Consider the following 18,205-nt stretch of genomic DNA (forward strand, 5'->3'; position numbering starts at 1 on the left):
CCCGGCTCAGGCGTTGCGTGGCGCGAACATGATGACCGCCATGCCCAGCAGGCAGCAGCCGGCACCGAGCAGGTCCCAGCGCGTGGGCGTAATGCGGTCCACCCACCACAACCACAGCAGCGCACTGGCGATGTAGACCCCGCCATAGGCTGCGTAGGTACGCCCGCTGGCAGTGGGATGCAGGCTCAACAGCCACACGAACAGCGCAAGGCTCAGTGCGGTGGGCAGCAGCAACCACGCACTGCCGCTCTTGCGCAGCCATAGATAAGGAAGGTAGCAGCCCACCAGCTCGGCCACGGCGGTGGCGACGAACAGCAGCAGCGTGCCCAGCGCGGAGTTCATCGGCGTGCCACAGGGTCGGAATCGGGCATGGGGGCTGCAGCCGCTTCGTCCCGCTTGACCTGTTGCCACAATGCTTCCTGCGCGCCCAGCGGCAGCGCGTCCAGTCCGGTGCCCTGCGCATGCGCCAGCGCTTCCATTGCGCGGAAGCGGCGTTCGAACTTCAGGTTGGCGTGCCGAAGTGCCGCGCCCACGTCCACCTTGGCATGCCGCGCAAGATTGGCGCAGACGAACAGCACGTCGCCGAGTTCGTCTTCCAGACGCGCCTGATTGTCGGCCACCGGGCCACGCGCGAATTCCACGCGCAACTCGTCGAGTTCTTCCTGCAATTTATCCAGCACCGGCGCCGGGCCCGGCCAGTCGAAGCCGACCCGCGCCGCGCGCGACTGCAGCTTGGTGGAGCGCTGCCACTCCGGCAGACCGCGCGCGATGCCGGCAAGCGCCGACTCGTCCTGATGCCCGGCGGCGCGGCGCTCCTGGCGCTTGATCTGTTCCCAGTTGGCGCTCACCGCCTGGGCGTCGTCGGCCGCCTGCGCTGCGAAGACGTGCGGGTGGCGACGCACCAGCTTGTCGCTGAGCGTGGCGACCACCTCGGCAAACCCGAACGCGCCCTGCTCGGACGCCATCTGCGCATGGAACACCACCTGCAGCAGCAGGTCGCCCAGCTCGTCGCGCAACCCCGGCAGGTCGTTGCGATCGATCGCGTCAGCCACTTCATAGGCTTCTTCGATGGTGTACGGAGCGATGCTGGCAAAGGTCTGCTCCACACCCCAGGGACAGCCGTGCTCGCGATCGCGCAGGCGTGCCATCAGCTGCAGCAGGCGTTGGATGTCGCCGGTGGGCGGAGTCTGGGACATGGTGTCTTCCTGAAAACGGTGGGCAGGCGCACAGCGCCGCCGCGATGCTCCATGCGCAATGCGGCAGCTGCGTGGCGATCGCGCATGCGTGCAGCGGATGAACCTCAGGCGCGCAAGGCTGCCGCAGTGTACCTGTCGGCCGATACGGGGCTGACGTATCCGTCGGTGCGCGGGCAGCATCGCAGGCACGCAGCACAAACGCGATACGGGCCGCACCCGAGCGCTCGGCGTGCGTGTGGGGCGTGCCACGACGAACGCGCATGCGTTAACAGACCGGCACACCGACGCTGCCGGCCGTCGCCGGGCACGCTTACGTCAGCCAATCGCGCCAGGGCAGATTGGGATCGCCCATCGCGATGAAGTCGCCATTGAGCAGCGTGTCGCGACGGTTGTAGCGGAACGGTTTGCCGGAGCCGCCCGCCAGCAGCACGCCACCGGCGGCGTGCAGCACGCACTGGCCGGCCGCCGTGTCCCACTCGGAGGTGGGGCCGAAGCGCGGATAGACATCCAGGTCGCCTTCGGCAATGCGGCAGAACTTCAACGACGACCCTTGCGCGACCACGTCGATCTCGCCCATGCGCTCCAGCGCGGCGGCGGTGTGCGCGTCGCGATGCGAGCGGCTGGCCGCCACCCGCAATGGCGTGGCGGCCGGGGTGCGGGTCTGCAGCATCTCGTCGCGATCGCCGTCGCGGCGGTAGGCATTCTCGCCGCGCGCGGCGTACCAGACCCGGCCATCGACCGGCGCCTGGACCACGCCGAGCACCGGCGCGCCCATGTGGATCAGTGCGATGTTGACGCTGAACTCGCCGTTGCGTTTGACGAACTCACGCGTGCCGTCGAGCGGATCGACCAACCAATAGCTGGTCCAGTACTGCCGTGTTTCCCAGGCGACATGCGCAGACTCTTCCGAGAGCACCGGCACGTCGGGTGTGACTCGGCGCAGGCCGTCGACGATGACGCGGTTGGCAGCCAGGTCGGCCTGGGTCAGCGGGCTGGCATCGTCCTTGATCTCGACCGCGAAATCCTGCGCGTACACCTGCATGATTGCCTCGCCGGCCTCACGGGCGATGGCGATCACGGTTTCGCGCAATTCCATCGGGATGCGGATCACCGGTTGCGCTCCAGCCACTCGCGCGCGATGAACAATGCCGCCAGCGAGCGCCCCTCCGAGAAATCCTCGCGCAGCATCAACTCGTCCAGACGCGCCAGAGGCCAGGGCACGACTTCCATCTCTTCCGGTTCGTCACCCACCAGGCGCTCCGGGTAGAGATCGCGCGCCAGCACCAGCCAGGATTGGTGACTCATATAAGTAGGAGCAAGCGTCATCGCGCGCAGCACCTGGACCTGGCGCGCGCCATAGCCGGCTTCTTCCTTGAGCTCGCGGTCGGCGGCCTGCTCCGGGGTCTCGCCGGCATCGATGCGCCCCTTGACCAGGCCCAGCTCGTAGCGATGCACACCGGCCGCGTATTCGCGCACCAGCAGCACCGTCGTCTCGTCGAGCATCGGCACCACCACGACCGCGCCATGACCCTGGCTGAGTTGGCGCTCGTACAGGCGGCGTTGCCCGTTGGAAAACTCCAGATCCAGCTGCTGGCGACGGAACGGCCCGTCCCCCAGATCGGTGATCTTGTGGATGGTCGGCAGACGCGGGCTCATGCGTGGCACGCAGCCGCGGAGCGGACCGATAGAATAGGCAGATGCATCGACATGTTCATGAGCCCGAAATCCTAGCAGACCCTGCAGCCTCCGAAGCTGCCCAACAGTGGCGGCAACGCGATCTTGCGGTGGTGTGGCACCCGTGCACGCAGATGCGCGAGCATCCGCACACGCTTCCTCTGGTGCCGATCGCAAGCGGCAGCGGCGCGTGGCTGGTCGGCCACGATGGCCGCCGCTATCTGGACGCGGTCAGCAGTTGGTGGACCAACCTGTTCGGCCACGCCGAGCCACGCATCGGTGCGGCCATCGCGCAACAGGCCGGCACGCTGGAGCAGGTGATGCTGGCCGGCTTCACGCACGCACCGGCGGTGCAGTTGGCCGAGCGCTTGCTGGCCATTGCGCCACGCCAGCCCGACCGCGCACCGTTGTCCAAGGTGTTCTACGCCGACAACGGCTCGGCTGGCGTGGAAGTGGCCTTGAAGATGGCCTTCCATTACTTCCACAACCGTGGCGAGCATCGCCGCACGCGGTTCATCGCGCTGGAAAACGGCTACCACGGCGAGACCATCGGCGCGTTGTCGGTGGGCGACATTCCGCTCTACCGGCGCGTGTATGCGCCGCTGTTGCTGGAAGCGACCTTCGCCCCCTCGCCCGATGCCTACCTGGCCGAGCCCGGGCAAAGTGCGGAAGCGTACGCGCTGCAGGCCGCCGATGCGCTGCAGGCACTGTTCGAGCAAGCGCCCGGCGAGATCTGCGCGCTGATCCTGGAACCGCGCGTGCAATGTGCCGGCGGCATGCGCATGTATCACCCGGCGTATCTGCGCCGCGCACGCGCCTTGTGCGATGCGCACGGCGCATTCCTGATTGCCGACGAGATTGCGACCGGCTTCGGCCGTACCGGCACCTTGTTCGCCTGCGAGCAGGCCGGCGTGATGCCCGATCTGCTGTGCCTGTCCAAGGGCCTGACCGGCGGCTTCCTGCCGTTGGCGGCGGTGCTGGCCACCCAGCAGTTGTACGACGCCTTCCTGGACGATTCGCGCGAACGCGCCTTCCTGCATTCACACAGCTACACAGGGAATCCACTGACCTGCGCGGCCGCGTTGGCGACCTTGCAGATCTTCGCAGACGACGACGTGATTGCGCGCAACCAGCACACCGCCGCGCACATGAGCACCCTGGCCGCGCAGATCGGCGAACACCGCGCGGTGGCCGACGTGCGCCAGGCCGGCATGATCGTCGCCTTCGAACTCACCCGTGGCGGCGACAAGCGCACGCCCTTCCCCGCGGCCGCGCGCGTCGGCCTGAAGGCGTATCGCGCCGCGCTGGAACGCGGGGTGGTGCTGCGGCCCCTGGGCGACGTGCTGTACTGGATGCCGCCGTACTGCGTGGACGAGGCGCAGCTTGCCTTGCTGGCGGCAACCACGCGCCAGGCCATCGAGGAGGCCGTCGCATGCGCGTGACCCGCTCCCATGTTGCGCTGCCGCTGCAGTGCGACCAAGAAGTGACATTGCCCGAGGAATCGGCCAACCACCTGCTGCGCGTGCTAAGGCTGCGCGAGGGCGATGCCTGCATCCTGTTCAATGGCGATGGCAGCGACTACCACGCACGCATCACCGTGGCCGGCAAGCGCGAGGCACGCGCGATGGTGGAACGTGCCGAGCCGCTGGCGAACGAATCGCCGCTGCGCATCACCCTGATCCAGGGCATCGCCCGCGGCGAAAAGATGGATCTGATCCTGCAGAAAGCCACCGAGCTGGGCGTCGCAGCCATCGTGCCGGTGAACGCCGAACGCACCGAGGTGAAGCTGGATGCGGCGCGCCTGGAAAAACGCGTGGCGCACTGGCGCAGTGTGGTGGTGTCTGCCTGTGAGCAATCCGGCCGGGCGCGCGTCCCGGCGCTGGCAGCACCGACCGGCCTGCAGGAGGCGGCAGTGGCCAGCGACCCGCAGGCGCTGCGGCTGACCCTGGACCCGCAGGGCGAGCATCGCCTGGGCACCTTGAGCGCGGGCACGCAGCGGGACGTCATCGTGGCGATCGGGCCGGAAGGCGGCTGGTCACCGCGCGATCGGGCGACGCTGGCCGACGCCGGGTTCACCGGCCTGCGCCTGGGGCCGCGCATCCTGCGCACCGAAACCGCCGGGCTGGCCGCCATTGCCGCATTGCAGTCGCGGTTCGGGGATCTGTAGGGCGCCGACGTGGCGGATGGATCGTTTGTAGGGCGTGGGACAGCCCGACGCAGGCAGCGCTGCGGTAAGGCGTAGGAGCGCACCCGGGCGCGACGGCGCCTTCCCGCGGAGCGACGTTTCCGATCGTCCTGGTGTTTGTCGGCAAGGCCTCTCGCGCCCAAGGGCGCTCCTACGAAGCCTTTGCGGTCGCGAGTTTGTAGGTCCGTGGGACAGCCCGAAGCAGGCAGCGCTGCGGTAAGGCGTAGGAACGCACCCGGGCGCGATGGGCCTTCCCGCGGAGCGATGTTTCCGATCGTCCCGGTGTTTGTCGATAAGGCCCCTGCGGCCGCAGGCGCTCCTGCGGCGTGGATGCGATCCGGGAGTTCTGGCCTAGCGAGCGTGCTGGAGAAGCCAGCTGGCCGCGCCGATGACGCCGAGCTGGCCGTGTTCGACGATGCGCACCGGCACCTGCTCCAGCGCCGGGCGCAACGTGCCTTTGTCGAGCAGGCGGGTGACGAAGTCGCTGGCGGCGATGAAGTCGGCGATCTGCGGCAGGAATCCGCCAGCCAGATACACGCCGCTGCGAATGCCATACAGCAGCATCATGTCGCCGACCACGCTGCCCATGAAGCCGCAGAACGCCTGCAGCGCGTCGCGCGCGAGCACGTCGTTGCCGGCCAGCGCAGCGGCGGTGACATCGGCCGGGCCGGCATGGGTGGCCCGCTCGCCGCGCAACCCGGCCAGTGCGTGATAGAGATTCAGCAGCCCCGGGCCGGACAACAACGTCTCGGTGCCGACATGCGTGCGGGTGCGCCGCAGTTCCTGCAGCAGGGCCACTTCCAGATCGCTGGCGGCGGCGAGCGCCGCGTGGCCGGCCTCGGTCGGCAACACCACCGGATGGTCGCCATTGGGGATCCACACCGCCGCGCCCAGGCCGGTGCCCGGGCCCAGCACCAGCGCCGGGCCGGGCGCGCCCTGCGCCGGGCCGGAGAGCTGCATCACCTGACTGCCGGTCATGTAGTTGGCCGCGTAGGCGACCGCCTCGAAATCGTTGACCAGATGAAGCACCTGCATGCCGAGCTGGCGACGGATCTGTTCCGGTGCCAGCACCCACGGCAGGTTGGCCGTGATCACGCTGCCGTCTTCGAGCGCGTATCCGGCACTGGCGATCACGCCGCGCTGCACCGGCGCACATCCCAGTTCGGCAAAGAACGCGGACATGATGTCGGCCAGGCCCGGGTAGTCGGCGCAGCGGTACTTGCGGTAGTCCAGCACCGTGACCGGCTTGCCCGCATCGGCGCTTTCGCAGACCAGCGCCAGGCGCACATGCGTCCCTCCCACGTCTGCGGCAACGAAGGTGTCGGGGTGCGGAAAGGCCACCGCTTCCATTGGGCTGCTTGCGCTCACGCATTCTCCTGTTAAGTGGCAGCGGGCTGGCGTCAGGTCCCGTTGTCCGACGAACGGCAGCGGGTAGACAACGTTGTCAGTAATTGCTGTGTAACGCAACCGTGGAGCCCACAATCAAGGCGATCCAGGGCCGCCCCCATCATCCGCGAAAAATCCGCACGCATGGCAACGATTCCGGCACAAATTTCGCCAGACGCTGCGACACAAAACGTTTCCAGCATTGAAAGCGCCAATCGACCCGGTACGCCAGACGCACGGGCACAGGTACTTGGTCGACTACGTCGACGATCGCGTCGCAAAAATGCTGCGTTGCAGCGCAATCGCAGCTGCATCAGAGATCTGTGACGACGTGTTGACAACGCTGTCAGCGCTACGCGAGACTCGGTCCAAATCGGGGTTCTGGCAGGAGGGGCCATGGACTGTTCGGTACTGAAGAACGGCTCTTCCCTTCCCTGCTGATTCCAGGTTCGCGGGTTCTGCGTCATCAGACGCCGGGCTCGCCGATATCGCGTTCGCTCCACCGCTTCACCACACGGGGGACACCTCCTCTACCACGCGAATCGACACCGCCCGCTGCCGTTGCCGAGCACGGAGTTGCGATCACCGCGATCGGTCAGGGCGTGTTGTTTTGCCGGCCACGCCGAGCGCGATGCCTTTCCACGGCGCGCGCTCACAGCACTAACCAACGAGGTTTAGCCATGCACAGCCGCACCACGACGTTAGCACTCTGTATCACCGCCGCTCTGTACTGCTCCGGCTCTGCAATGGCTGCCGGACAAGAACAACAGGCGCCTGCGGGCGCATCCTCGGCCACCACCGAGCTGGACACCATCACCGTCACCGGCTATCGCGCATCGCTGGAAAAGAGCCAGGCGGTCAAGCGCTCGGCCAACTCCATCGTCGATGCGATCAGCGCCGAAGACATTGGCAAGTTCCCGGACATCAATGCGGCCGAATCGCTGTCCCACCTGCCAGGCATCAGCGTCGACCGCCAGTTCGGCGAAGGCGAAAAGGTCAGCATCAACGGCACCGACCCGGCGTTGAACCGCGTGCTGCTCAACGGCCAGACCATCGCGTCCGGTGACTGGGGCGGCAACCCGACCGACACCAGCGGCCGTACCTTCAACTACACCCTGCTGTCGCCGGAAATCATCGGCCTGATGGAGGTCTACAAGACCCCCGAGGCACGCATCGACGAAGGCTCGATCGGCGGCACCGTGATCGTGCATACCCGCAAGCCGCTGGACCTGCCCAAGAACACCATCCGCGGCTCGATCGGCTACAACTACAACGACCGTTCGGAAGAAGGCAATCCGCGCGGGTCGGCGCTGTGGAGCTGGAAGAACGACGACGAAACATTCGGCGCGTTGATCTCCGCCACGCACGACAAGCAGGACCTGGCACGCGCCGGTATCGAATACTTCGGTTACACCACCGGTGCCGGCATTCCGCCGACCGCGACCATCACCGGCGACGGCAGCGATGTGGCTACCGCACGTGTGCCCGCCGGCATCAGCAGCGCGTTCTTCCAGCAGACCCGTGAGCGCAGTGGCCTGCAGGGCGCGTTGCAGTGGAAGCCCGACGAGCAGAACGAGTTCAACCTGACCGGTCTGTACATCAAGGGCAAGTACAACAACTTCAGCCAGGCGCGTTATGTGTGCCCGGCCTGTAACGACGACCGCCAGAAGATCACCCAGGCAAACGTACAGAACGGCGTGGTGACCTCGGCCACCGTCAGCGATGGCGCCGCCGGTCAGCCGTATGCGCAGCTGGATGCCAACTATCGCGAAAGCACCGTCACCACCAAGAGCCTGAACCTGCGTCACGACTGGTCCGGCGAAAAGTGGGTGTTCACCACCCAGGCCGGTTACACCGAAGCCACCGGCGGCAAGAACCCCGAATACCTGATGAAGTACCTGATGCAGGACGGCGGGTACAACTACGCGTTCGACGGCCGCAACACCTCGGTCAACTACGACAACGGCGGCGCCTCCAACTGGGCATTGCCGGGTAACCCTGCAGGTCTCGCGCCGGGCCAGGAAGGCAATATCCCGGGCACCACCACCGGCATCATGCAGGCCGGCGGTATCGCTTACCAGAAGAGCAAGGACGATGAGAAGTACTTCCAGTGGGACGCTTCGCGCGATCTGGAATGGGGCCCGTTCACCAAACTGCAGTTCGGCTACAAGTACATCAACCACAACAACGGTGTGGACGCGCGCGGTAACCGCATCAATACCACCGACCCGGTATCGCTGACGCAGTTCAATCCGGGCACCACGCCGAGCAGCCTGTACGATGGCCTGGGCGCCAGCGGCGATCTGACCACCTGGCCGACCGCCAACCTGGGTGCCGTGCGCAGCTACCTGCTGTCGCAGCCGCAGGGCGCATACCGCACCGACTTCGGCGCCTCGTTCGACGTCAAGGAAATCACCCAGAACGTCTATACGCAGTTGAACTTCGAGTCGGGCCAGTGGCGCGGCAACGTCGGCGTGCGTCTGGTGGACACCACCGACAAGTCGCAGTTCTGGCAGAGCAACGACGGCGGCACCAGCTTCCAGCGCGTTGCCGAGACCAACGACTACCGCAAGGCGCTGCCGAGCTTCAACATCGCCTACGACATCACCGACGACACCGTGCTGCGCTTCTCGGCGGCCAAGGTCATCGCACGTCCGCGCTACGCCGATCTGGCCGGTACCTTCACCGTCAACAGCGGCAACGGCAACCTGACTGCCAACGGCGGCAACCCGGATCTGAAGCCGTACGAATCCACCAACTACGATGTGGCTGCCGAGTGGTACTTCGCGCCGTCCAGCATGTTGTCCGGTGAAGTGTTCTATCGCGACATCAGCTCCTACATCGTCAACACCACGGTTACCCAGCAGCTGAACCCGGCACCGCCGGCCATTGCTGGCCTGTACCAGGTGACCACGCCGGTGAACGTGTCTGACGCCAAGGTCAAGGGCGTGGCGGTCAACTACCAGCAGACCTTCGGTCTGGGCTTCGGGTTGCAGGCCAACTACACGTTCGCCGAGTCCGACTCCAGCTCCGGTCTGAACCTGCCGTACCTGTCGCGCGACACCTACAACGTGATCCCGTACTGGGAACACGGCGACTGGACCGTGCGTGTGAACTACAGCTACCGCTCCAAGTACTTCACCCAGATCGGCCGCCTGGAATCGCGTGACTTTGCCGATGCCTACAAGCAGCTGGATCTGAACGCCTCGTACCAGATCACCGACTACGTGGGCATCACCTTCGGCGCCACCAACCTGCTGGATTCCACCTACCGGGTCTTCAGCAACACGCGTGATACCCCCACGGCGTTCTACAAGAACGGCCGCGGCTATCAAGCCCAGCTCAACTTCAAGTTCTGATGTAGCACCGGCGCGCCACCGACCCTCCACGGTGGCGCGCTTTTTTTGAGCTGTGCGTTGCATGCAGCGCACAGCGCGATGTTGTAACAAGGAGTGGTACTGGCCACGCCCCTTCGCGATTGAGGGAGCATGGCCAGGCCCGCTTTTGCCATCCACGCACGGTTGCAACATGACCGACGCGTTTCGCTTACAGGAGTGCAGTTCCCATGACGACCGATAGCCGCGTGTTTGCGGCTCCATCCCGCCGCCACGCCGGAGCTGCACCCAGGAGTCTAGCGCTCGCGCTCGGTCTGCTGCTCGCGTTGCCCGCCGTGCATGCGAGTGCCGCGCAATCGCCCACCGCACCGACCGCCACCACGCTCAGCCCCGAGGTGATCGACCAGCAGTGGCTCGATGCCACCGCCAAGTACGCGCCCGAACGCGGACGCCTGGTGCGCGAAGCCGAGGCCGGTGCACGCAAGGGCCCGTTCCGCCCCGACTGGGCCGCGCTGAAGGGGTATCAATCGCCGGCGTGGTACGACAATGCCAAGTTCGGCATCTTCATCCATTGGGGTGTGTTCTCGGTGCCGGCGTTCGGCAGCGAGTGGTATTCGCGCAACATGTATCTGCAAGACTCCAAGGAATTCGCGCATCACGTGGCCACCTACGGGCCGCAGGCCAGTAGCGGCTACAAGGATCTGATCCCCAAGTTCACCGCGCCCAAGTTCGACCCCAATGGCTGGGCCAAGCTGTTCCGCGAATCCGGCGCGCGCTATGTGGTGCCGGTGGCCGAGCACCATGACGGCTTCGCGCTGTACGACTCCAAGCTGTCCGACTGGACCGCGATGAAAATGGGGCCCAAGCGCGACCTGCTGGGCGAGCTGTCCACCGCCATCCGCGCACAAGGGCTGCACTTCGGCTTGTCGTCGCATCGCGCCGAACACAACTGGTTCTTCGATGGCGGGCGCAAGTTCGACTCAGACGTCAACGACCCACGCTATGCCGCGCTGTACGGCCCGGCGCAGGTGCGCCTGCCGGGCAAGGACGATGCCGATGTGGCCAACGACTGGACGCCAGTGTCGCAGGCCTGGCTGGACGACTGGCTGGCGCGCACCACCGAGTTGATCGACACCTATCAGCCGGACCTGATCTATTTCGATTGGTGGATTGCCCACCCCACCTTCCGCCGCAGCCTGCCGACCATGCTGGCGTACTACTACAACCAGGGCGCGGCGCGCACCGAGGCCGACCGCGGCGTGGTGGTGAACTACAAGCTCGGCGCCTTTCCGGAAGGCGCCGGCACGCTGGATATCGAGCGCGGCCAGCTCACCGGCATCCACCCCACGCACTGGCAGACCGACACCTCGGTGAGCAATGCCTCGTGGGGCTACATCGAAAACGACACCTACAAGTCGCCCACCTTCATCATCCACATGCTGGCCGATGTGGTGGCCAAGAACGGCAACCTGATGCTCAACATCGGCCCGCGCGCCGACGGCTCGATCCCGGACACCGAGCGCGGCATCCTGCTGGCGATCGGTCGCTGGCTCAAGACCAACGGCAGCGCGATCTACGACAGCACGCCGTGGCGTGTGTATGGCGAAGGCCCCACCGAAGTGGTGGGCGGAACCTTCCAGGACGTCAAGACCAAACCGTACACGGCAGAAGATTTCCGCTTCACCACCCGCAACGGCGCGCTGTATGCGATCGAGCTCGGCTGGCCGACCGATGGCGAGGCGGTGATCCGCTCGCTCAACGCTGCCGATGGCGTGCGCGCAGTGACCTTGCTGGCCAACGGCAAGAAGATCCCGTTCGAACAACGCGCCGATGGCCTGCATCTGCGCCTTCCCGTAAAGCCGGTCGGCGAGAGCGCGTATGTGTTCCGCATCGACCTTTCTTCCCCCACTCCCTGACGGATGCTGTCTTTCATGAGTAAGCGATTGACCTGGATGTTGCTTGCGCTGGCGTTTGCCTGCGCCCCGGCCCTGGCCAAGAATCCCACGGCGTTGTTCTATCTGATGAACACGCAGAAATCGACCAACTCGTTCATTGCCAACGTCGACAAGATCGACGTGGTGGTGCCCACCTGGTACGGCGTTGACCAGAACGGCTTGGTCAACGGCACGCCCAATATGTACCTGTACGACATCGCCAAGCAGCACAAGCTGCGGGTGATGCCGATCCTGTCGATGACCACCGGTCGCGACGGCTTTCACAAGCTGATGCACGACGAAGCCGCCAAGAAGCGCATGATCGAATCGCTGCTGATCCACGGCAAGCAGCACAAGTACTACGGCTTCCAGTTCGATTTCGAAAACATCGCTTGGACCGATCGCGATGCCTACACCTTGATGGTGAAGCAGACCGCAGACGCGCTGCACAAGGCCGGTTTCAAGATGTCGGTGGCGGTGGTCCCTAACGCACCGGGCCATGCCGAAGGTGGCCAGTTCTCCAAGTGGATGTGGGAATACTGGCGCGGTGCCTACGACCTCAAGGCGCTGGGCCAGGCTGCGGATCTGGTCAGCATCATGACCTACGACCAGCACACCCGCTGGACCACGCCCGGCCCGGTCGATGGCATGGTGTGGATGAAGAAGCACCTGGATTACGCCATTACCCAGGTGCCGAAGGAAAAGCTGTCGCTGGGCATCGCCACCTACGGCTACCGCTGGTACACCGGCAACCCGGTGAAGGAAGACGGCACCGAAGCGTCGAATATTTCTGCAACCTACATCGATGCCGACGAATCCTTCCCGCTGGCGATCGAACAGAACGCCACCGTGCAGTGGGATCCGGTCGAACAGGAGTCGTGGTTCTATTTCTATCGCGACGACATGCGTGAGTGGGTGTTCCGCCCGGACGCACGCAGCTTCAAGGCGCGTTACGAGCTGACCAAGCAGTACGGCCTGGAAGGTTTCAGCTGCTGGGTGCTGGGCGCCGAAGACCCCAAGGTGTGGGACGAGCTGCCGACTGCGCAGCGTTGATCAACGACTGCAGGCGGGCGCGCGGCGATGAAGCGTGCGCCAGTCCCTGCGTGATCCGCGGCGGCTTTGCTACTGTGCAGGGCTGCCGCGCTTCGATGTCTTCGGCGGATCGAGCAAGGCTGTCGATGCGATATGGTGTCGTTCCACTTGGCTGCGCGCATGCAACGGTGCGGCCACACGCTCTCCGTCATCCTGGGATGTGATTGCATGATGTCCAACCTCAGCCGTACGCCGCGCATGCTGTTGTCGAAGGCGCTGTTGATGGACAGGCGAGCAGCGTACCTGCCGTCACTCACGACATTACCGTTGCGGTTGCTTGCGTTGTCGCTGGCCGTACTGGCGCTGGCCGGATGCGGCAAGCGCGAGGTAGGCACGGCGCCGGCGGTGGCAAGCGCGGGCGCTGCGGTGGCACCGGCGTCCGCCACGGCACCGTTGCCGCTGATTCCCGCACCGGTGGAGGCCACGCGCAGTGCCGGCAGTTTTACCGTCGGCGCCGGCACGTTGATTTCGATCCCCGCTGGCGATGCCGACACGCGGCGCAGTGCCGAGCATCTTGCCGGCCTGCTCAAGCATACGCGTGGGCTCGCACTGGAAGTGCGTGCAGAAGCAACGCCCTCGCCCGCCAGCATCCGTCTGCAACGCAACGCGCAGGCCACGGTGACACACCCGGAAGGCTATAGCCTGGACGTGGATGCCAATGGCATCCGTATCGACGCGCGCGACGGTGCCGGCCTGTTCCATGGCGCCATCAGCGCCTGGCAGTTGATGACCCCGGATGCACGCAAGGGCGCGGTGGCCGTGCCCGCGGTCGCCATCCGCGACTGGCCACGTTTCGGTTGGCGTGGCCAGCATCTGGACGTGGCCCGTCACTTCCACGATGTCGACACGGTCAAGCATGTGCTCGATGCGATGGCCGTGCACAAGCTCAACGTGCTGCATTGGCATCTGACCGACGACCAGGGCTGGCGCATCGAGATCAAGCGGTACCCCAAGCTCACCGAGGTCGGTGCCTGGCGCACGCCGCCGGGTGCCGGCCGGCACGGCACGCCGGAGCGCTCCGGTGGCTTCTACACGCAGGAACAGATCAGCGAAATCGTCGCGTATGCCGCACGCCTGCACATCACCGTGCTGCCCGAGCTGGACATGCCCGGCCATGCGCAGGCAGCCGTTGCCGCCTATCCGGAAGAAGTGGGCGTGCCCGGTGTGCGCACTCAGGTGGGCGTGGACTGGGGCGTCAACCCGTATCTGTTCAACACCAGCGAACGCAGCCTGACCTTCATCACCAATGTGCTGGATGAAGTGTTGACGTTGTTCCCCTCGACCTACATCCACATCGGCGGCGATGAGGCGGTGAAGGATCAGTGGGAAGCCTCACCCGCGGTGCGCGCGCAGATGCGCAAGCTCGGGGTCAAGGACGCCCACGCAATGCAAGGCTGGTTCAACGAACAGCTGGCCGCCTACCTCACCCGGCACGGCCGGCGCATGATCGGCTGGGATGAAATTCTGGAAGGCGGCGTGCCGGCGAGTGCGTCGGTGATGTCGTGGCGCGGCGTCGAGGGTGCGGTGACCGCGGCCAGACAAGGCCACGATGTGGTGCTGGCACCGGGCGACTGGCTGTATCTGGACAATTTGCAGACCACGCGCAGCGACGAACCGAACGGTCGCCTGACGGTGCTGCCGTTGTCCAAGGTCTACGCGTTCGACCCGGTGCCGGCCGATCTCACCGCCGACCAGGCCAGGCACGTGCTGGGCGCGCAGAGCGCGTTGTGGTCCGAATACATCCCCTCGCGCTGGCATGTGGATCACGCATTGTTTCCGCGTCTGTCCGCGGTAGCAGAGATGACCTGGTCGCCGGTGGCAGCGCGCGATTGGAGCAGCTTTCTGGCGCGCCTGCCGGCACAGCTGCAGCGCTATAAGGCGCTGGGCATCGACTACAGCGACGGTGCCTTCGCCGCGGAGATCGCCCTGGAAAACGGCCCCAACCCGGTGCTGGCCGGCGGCCCGGCCAAGGTGGCGCTGAGCACGCAGACCGGCGCCGGCGTGCTCCACTACACCGTCGACGGCAGCGCCCCGACGCCTGCATCGCCGCGCTACCAGGCACCCTTTGCGATTCAATTGCCCACCACGGTCAAGGCCACTGCGTTCACCGCCGATGGCATGCCGCTGGCGGCGACGCGCAGCCGCAGCTTCGATCGCACCTCACTGTTGCGCGTGGACACGCAGGGACTGCGCCATTGCGTCGCACAGGGCGCACTCGGCCTGCGCCTGCCGCTGCTGCCGGAGATGACCGGCGCCGACACGCCGGTCTACAACGTCGACCTGTTCCATGCCTGCCGCATGTATCCGCAGGCGCGCCTGGATGGTATCGGCGCCATCCGCATCGACGCCGCGCGCCTGCCCAACAACTTCGGTCTGGCGCACGAGCAATCCAAGCTGGTGCAGTACCCGGCCAACACCCGCGGCGGCGAGCTGGAAGTGCGCCAGGGCTGCGAGGGCGAGCTGATCGCCAGCGTGCAACTGCCGCGCAGCGACACCCTGGGCGAGCAATTCACCCTGGAAGCCCCACTGCCTGCGCGCACCGGCGTCCACGATCTCTGCCTGCGCTTCACCGCGCCCATTCGCGGCCCGTTGTATGCCATCGGCGCCGTTCAACTGATTGAAACCACCGCGCAGGCGCCCCCCGCCGCCACGCGCTGACCCATCCAAGGAGATCCACCCATGCCCCTGTCGCACCGCACTGCCCCCGCCTCGTCCATGCTCACGCCCGCCCGGCTCGGGCTTGCCCTGGCCTTCGCGATCTCACAGGCCTGGGCGGCACCGCCCACGGCCGTGACCCTGGACAGCGGCTGGCAGGTGCGCCTGGTGCCGGGGCAGGAACAGGCCAAGACCTACCCCAAGGCCGCCAGCTGGATGCCGGCGCAGGTACCGGGCGTGGTGCAGACCGATCTGATCGCCGCCAAGGTGGTGCCCGACCCGTTCCTGCGCGACAACGAAGGCAAGATCCAGTGGGCGGGCTTAAGCGATTGGCAGTACCAGACCCGCTTCAATGTGGATGCGGCGATGCTCAAGCGCGAGCATGTGGAACTGGTGTTCGACGGCCTGGATACGCTGGCCGAGGTCACCCTCAATGGCAAGAAGCTGCTCAGTGCCGACAACATGTTCCGGCAGTGGCGCGTGGACGCCAAACCGCTGCTCAAGCGCGGCGATAACTTGCTGGAAATCAAGTTCCTTTCGCCGATCAAGAAGATCCAGCCGTGGCTGGCCAAGCAGCCGTATGCGTTGCCGGGCGCCTACGATTCGGCGTTCGGCGATGAGCCCGATGGCCGCCATAGTTCGACCTATGTGCGCAAGGCGCCGTATAGCTACGGCTGGGACTGGGGCCCGCGCATGGTCAATGCCGGCATCTGGAAGGACGTGCGCGTGGAAGCGTGGGATGCAGTGCGCGTGGACGGGCTGCATATCGCCCAGCAACGCGTGGACGCCGACGCCGCGCAGTTGCAGGCGCAACTGGAACTGCAGGCCGGCCGCAGCGGCCCGGTGCAGGTGACGCTGGATGTGCTGGGCCCGGATGGGCAAAAAGTCGGCCAGTTCACCCAGGACGCGGTGGTCGACCCGGGCCAGAACCGCATCGATCTGTCGGTGCGCATCGCCAAGCCCAAGCGCTGGTTCCCGGCCGGCTACGGCGCGCAGGACCGCTACACCTTTGTCGCCAACGTGCGCGACGCCGATGGCGACAGCCAACAGATCAAACGCGTGACCGGCCTGCGCTCGGTGGAGCTGCGCCGCGAGAAGGACCAGTGGGGCAAGAGCATGGAGATCGTGATCAACGGCATCCCGATCTTCGCCAAGGGCGCCAACCTGATCCCGCTGGACGCCTTCCCCTCGCGCGTCACCGCCGAGCGCATGCGCAGCACCCTGCAGGACGCGCGCGATGCCAACATGAACATGCTGCGCATGTGGGGCGGCGGGCATTACCAGGACGATCACTTCTACGAGGTGGCCGACGAGCTGGGCATCATGATCTGGCAGGACTTCATGTTCGGTGGCGCGGTGCCGCCGTATGACGTGGAGTTCCGCGAGAACACGCGGCAGGAGGCGATCGAACAGGTCAAGCGGCTGCGCGACCACCCCAGCGTGGTGCTGTGGTGTGGCAACAATGAAGTACAGACCGGTTGGGAAAACTGGGGTGACCGGGTCAAGTTCAAGCAATCGCTGGACCCGGAAGAACGCGCCCGGGTGGAACGCGGCATGACGACCTTGTTCGGCACCGTGTTCCGCGAAGTGGTGGCCACCTACGACAGCGACGTGCCGTACTGGGCCACCTCGCCGGGCACCAACTTCGATGGCGCTGCCGACCAGACCAATGATGGCGACATGCATTACTGGAAGGTGTGGGGCGGCCCTGCCCTGCCGGTCACCGAATACCTCAACGTGACCCCGCGTTTCATGTCCGAATACGGACTGCAGTCGTTCCCGGACATGCGTACCGTGCGCGTGTTCGCCGATGCGGCCGACATGGACCCGGAATCGCCGGTGATGCGCGCGCACCAGAAGTTCGACAAGGGCAACGGCAACAAGCGGCTGATGCTGTACATCCGCCGCGAGTTTGGCGAGCCCAAGGATTTCGAAAGCTTCGTCTACCTGAGCCAGTTGATGCAGGCCGAAGGCATCAACCTGGCCGCCTCGCATCTGCGCGCCGCGCGCCCGCAGTCGATGGGCTCGCTGTACTGGCAGCTCAACGACGTGTGGCCGGGCGCGTCGTGGTCCAGCGTGGATTACTACGGCCGCTGGAAGGCGCTGCAGTACCACGCGCGCCGCTTCTACGCGCCGGAAATGATCGCTGCGCTGCGCAACGACAAGGGCCAGACCAAGGTCTCGCTGGTGTCCGACCGCACCACGGCCTTGGATGCGCGCTGGCGCATGCGGGTGATGGGCATGGACGGCAAGGTGCTGAGCAAGCGTGAGCAGAAGGCCACGATCAAGCCGCTGAGCAGCCTGCAGGTAGGCGACTTCAGCGATGCGCAACTGCTGGGCAAGGCCGACCCCAAGCGCAGCTATGCGGTGTTCGAGTTGCTGGAGGGCGACACGCTGCTGTCGCGCGAAGTGGTGTTTTTCGCGCCAGCCAAGCAGCTGGCCTTGCCGACTGCGAAGATCGACAGCCAATGGCGCGCCGATGGCGATGGCTACGCGCTGACCCTGACCAGCGACACGCTGGCGCGCGAGGCGTGGCTGTCGTTCGGCGACCTGGAGGTGACCGTGGCCGATAACGCCTTCGACCTGCTGCCGGGCGAACCGCTGACCGTGCGCGTGGCCAGCAAGCTGCCGATGGCGCAGCTGCAGGCTGCATTGCAGGTACGCGATCTGGCATCGACGCTGGCCGGTGCGCCGCCGGAGCCACCGGAGGCAGCGGCGGCGAAATGAGGGAGGGGATGTCCCTCATCA

General features: G+C 65.9%; 12 protein-coding genes. 7 read left to right on the plus strand and 5 right to left on the minus strand.

Annotated features, from left to right (window positions below):
* Positions 1 to 6: 6 nt before the first annotated feature.
* The 4 genes from ACCQ10_RS15160 to nudE all read right to left on the minus strand — a co-directional run bounded on the left by ACCQ10_RS15160 (position 7) and on the right by nudE (position 2,852).
* Positions 7 to 342 (minus strand): YnfA family protein, encoded by a 336-nt coding sequence (locus tag ACCQ10_RS15160; RefSeq protein WP_104579833.1) that lies wholly within the window; start codon positions 340 to 342, stop codon positions 7 to 9.
* Positions 339 to 1,196, minus strand: coding sequence for a nucleoside triphosphate pyrophosphohydrolase (gene mazG, locus ACCQ10_RS15165; protein WP_372361141.1), 858 nt, complete (start codon positions 1,194 to 1,196; stop codon positions 339 to 341). Before mazG ends, ACCQ10_RS15160 begins: the two co-directional genes overlap by 4 nt.
* Positions 1,197 to 1,506: 310 nt before the next feature.
* Entirely contained in the window at positions 1,507 to 2,307 is an 801-nt protein-coding gene (cysQ, locus tag ACCQ10_RS15170) for a 3'(2'),5'-bisphosphate nucleotidase CysQ (RefSeq protein WP_372361142.1), read from the minus strand.
* On the minus strand, positions 2,304 to 2,852 hold the full coding sequence (gene nudE / locus ACCQ10_RS15175) for an ADP compounds hydrolase NudE (RefSeq protein WP_039408877.1): 549 nt from the start codon (positions 2,850 to 2,852) through the stop codon (positions 2,304 to 2,306). The genes cysQ and nudE overlap by 4 nt, the downstream gene beginning before the upstream one ends.
* A gap of 41 nt (positions 2,853 to 2,893) precedes the next feature.
* On the opposite strand from nudE, the gene bioA reads away from it, so the two are divergent.
* Both bioA and ACCQ10_RS15185 read left to right on the plus strand, forming a co-directional pair.
* Entirely contained in the window at positions 2,894 to 4,312 is a 1,419-nt protein-coding gene (gene bioA, locus ACCQ10_RS15180) for an adenosylmethionine--8-amino-7-oxononanoate transaminase (RefSeq protein ID WP_372361143.1), read from the plus strand.
* Positions 4,303 to 5,037: a 16S rRNA (uracil(1498)-N(3))-methyltransferase gene (locus ACCQ10_RS15185; protein WP_372361144.1), complete on the plus strand. Its 735-nt coding sequence runs from the start codon at positions 4,303 to 4,305 to the stop codon at positions 5,035 to 5,037. The genes bioA and ACCQ10_RS15185 overlap by 10 nt, the downstream gene beginning before the upstream one ends.
* 369 nt (positions 5,038 to 5,406) lie before the next feature.
* Here the strand turns inward: ACCQ10_RS15185 and ACCQ10_RS15190 are convergent, their stop codons facing one another.
* Positions 5,407 to 6,405: a glucokinase family protein gene (locus ACCQ10_RS15190; RefSeq protein WP_372363136.1), complete on the minus strand. Its 999-nt coding sequence runs from the start codon at positions 6,403 to 6,405 to the stop codon at positions 5,407 to 5,409.
* Between the two features lie 716 nt (positions 6,406 to 7,121).
* Between ACCQ10_RS15190 and ACCQ10_RS15195 the strand changes: the two genes are divergently transcribed.
* The 5 genes from ACCQ10_RS15195 to ACCQ10_RS15215 all read left to right on the plus strand — a co-directional run bounded on the left by ACCQ10_RS15195 (position 7,122) and on the right by ACCQ10_RS15215 (position 18,184).
* Positions 7,122 to 9,800 carry a TonB-dependent receptor gene (locus ACCQ10_RS15195; protein WP_372361145.1) on the plus strand — a complete coding sequence of 893 codons (2,679 nt, stop codon included), beginning with the start codon at positions 7,122 to 7,124 and terminating at the stop codon, positions 9,798 to 9,800.
* A 206-nt stretch (positions 9,801 to 10,006) separates the two neighbouring features.
* On the plus strand, positions 10,007 to 11,692 hold the full coding sequence (locus ACCQ10_RS15200; protein WP_372361146.1) for an alpha-L-fucosidase: 1,686 nt from the start codon (positions 10,007 to 10,009) through the stop codon (positions 11,690 to 11,692).
* A gap of 3 nt (positions 11,693 to 11,695) precedes the next feature.
* Positions 11,696 to 12,763: a glycosyl hydrolase family 18 protein gene (locus ACCQ10_RS15205; protein WP_372361147.1), complete on the plus strand. Its 1,068-nt coding sequence runs from the start codon at positions 11,696 to 11,698 to the stop codon at positions 12,761 to 12,763.
* A gap of 261 nt (positions 12,764 to 13,024) precedes the next feature.
* Positions 13,025 to 15,460, plus strand: a complete 2,436-nt coding sequence (locus ACCQ10_RS15210; RefSeq protein ID WP_372363137.1) for a family 20 glycosylhydrolase — start codon at positions 13,025 to 13,027, stop codon at positions 15,458 to 15,460.
* Positions 15,461 to 15,481: 21 nt separating this feature from the next.
* The gene (locus ACCQ10_RS15215; RefSeq protein ID WP_372361148.1) at positions 15,482 to 18,184 is read left to right on the plus strand and encodes a beta-mannosidase; all 2,703 of its coding nucleotides are present in this window, start codon (positions 15,482 to 15,484) and stop codon (positions 18,182 to 18,184) included.
* The last annotated feature ends 21 nt before the right edge of the window (positions 18,185 to 18,205 follow it).

The organism is Xanthomonas sp. NCPPB 1325 (assembly GCF_041477645.2).
GTDB lineage: Bacteria > Pseudomonadota > Gammaproteobacteria > Xanthomonadales > Xanthomonadaceae > Xanthomonas > Xanthomonas cannabis.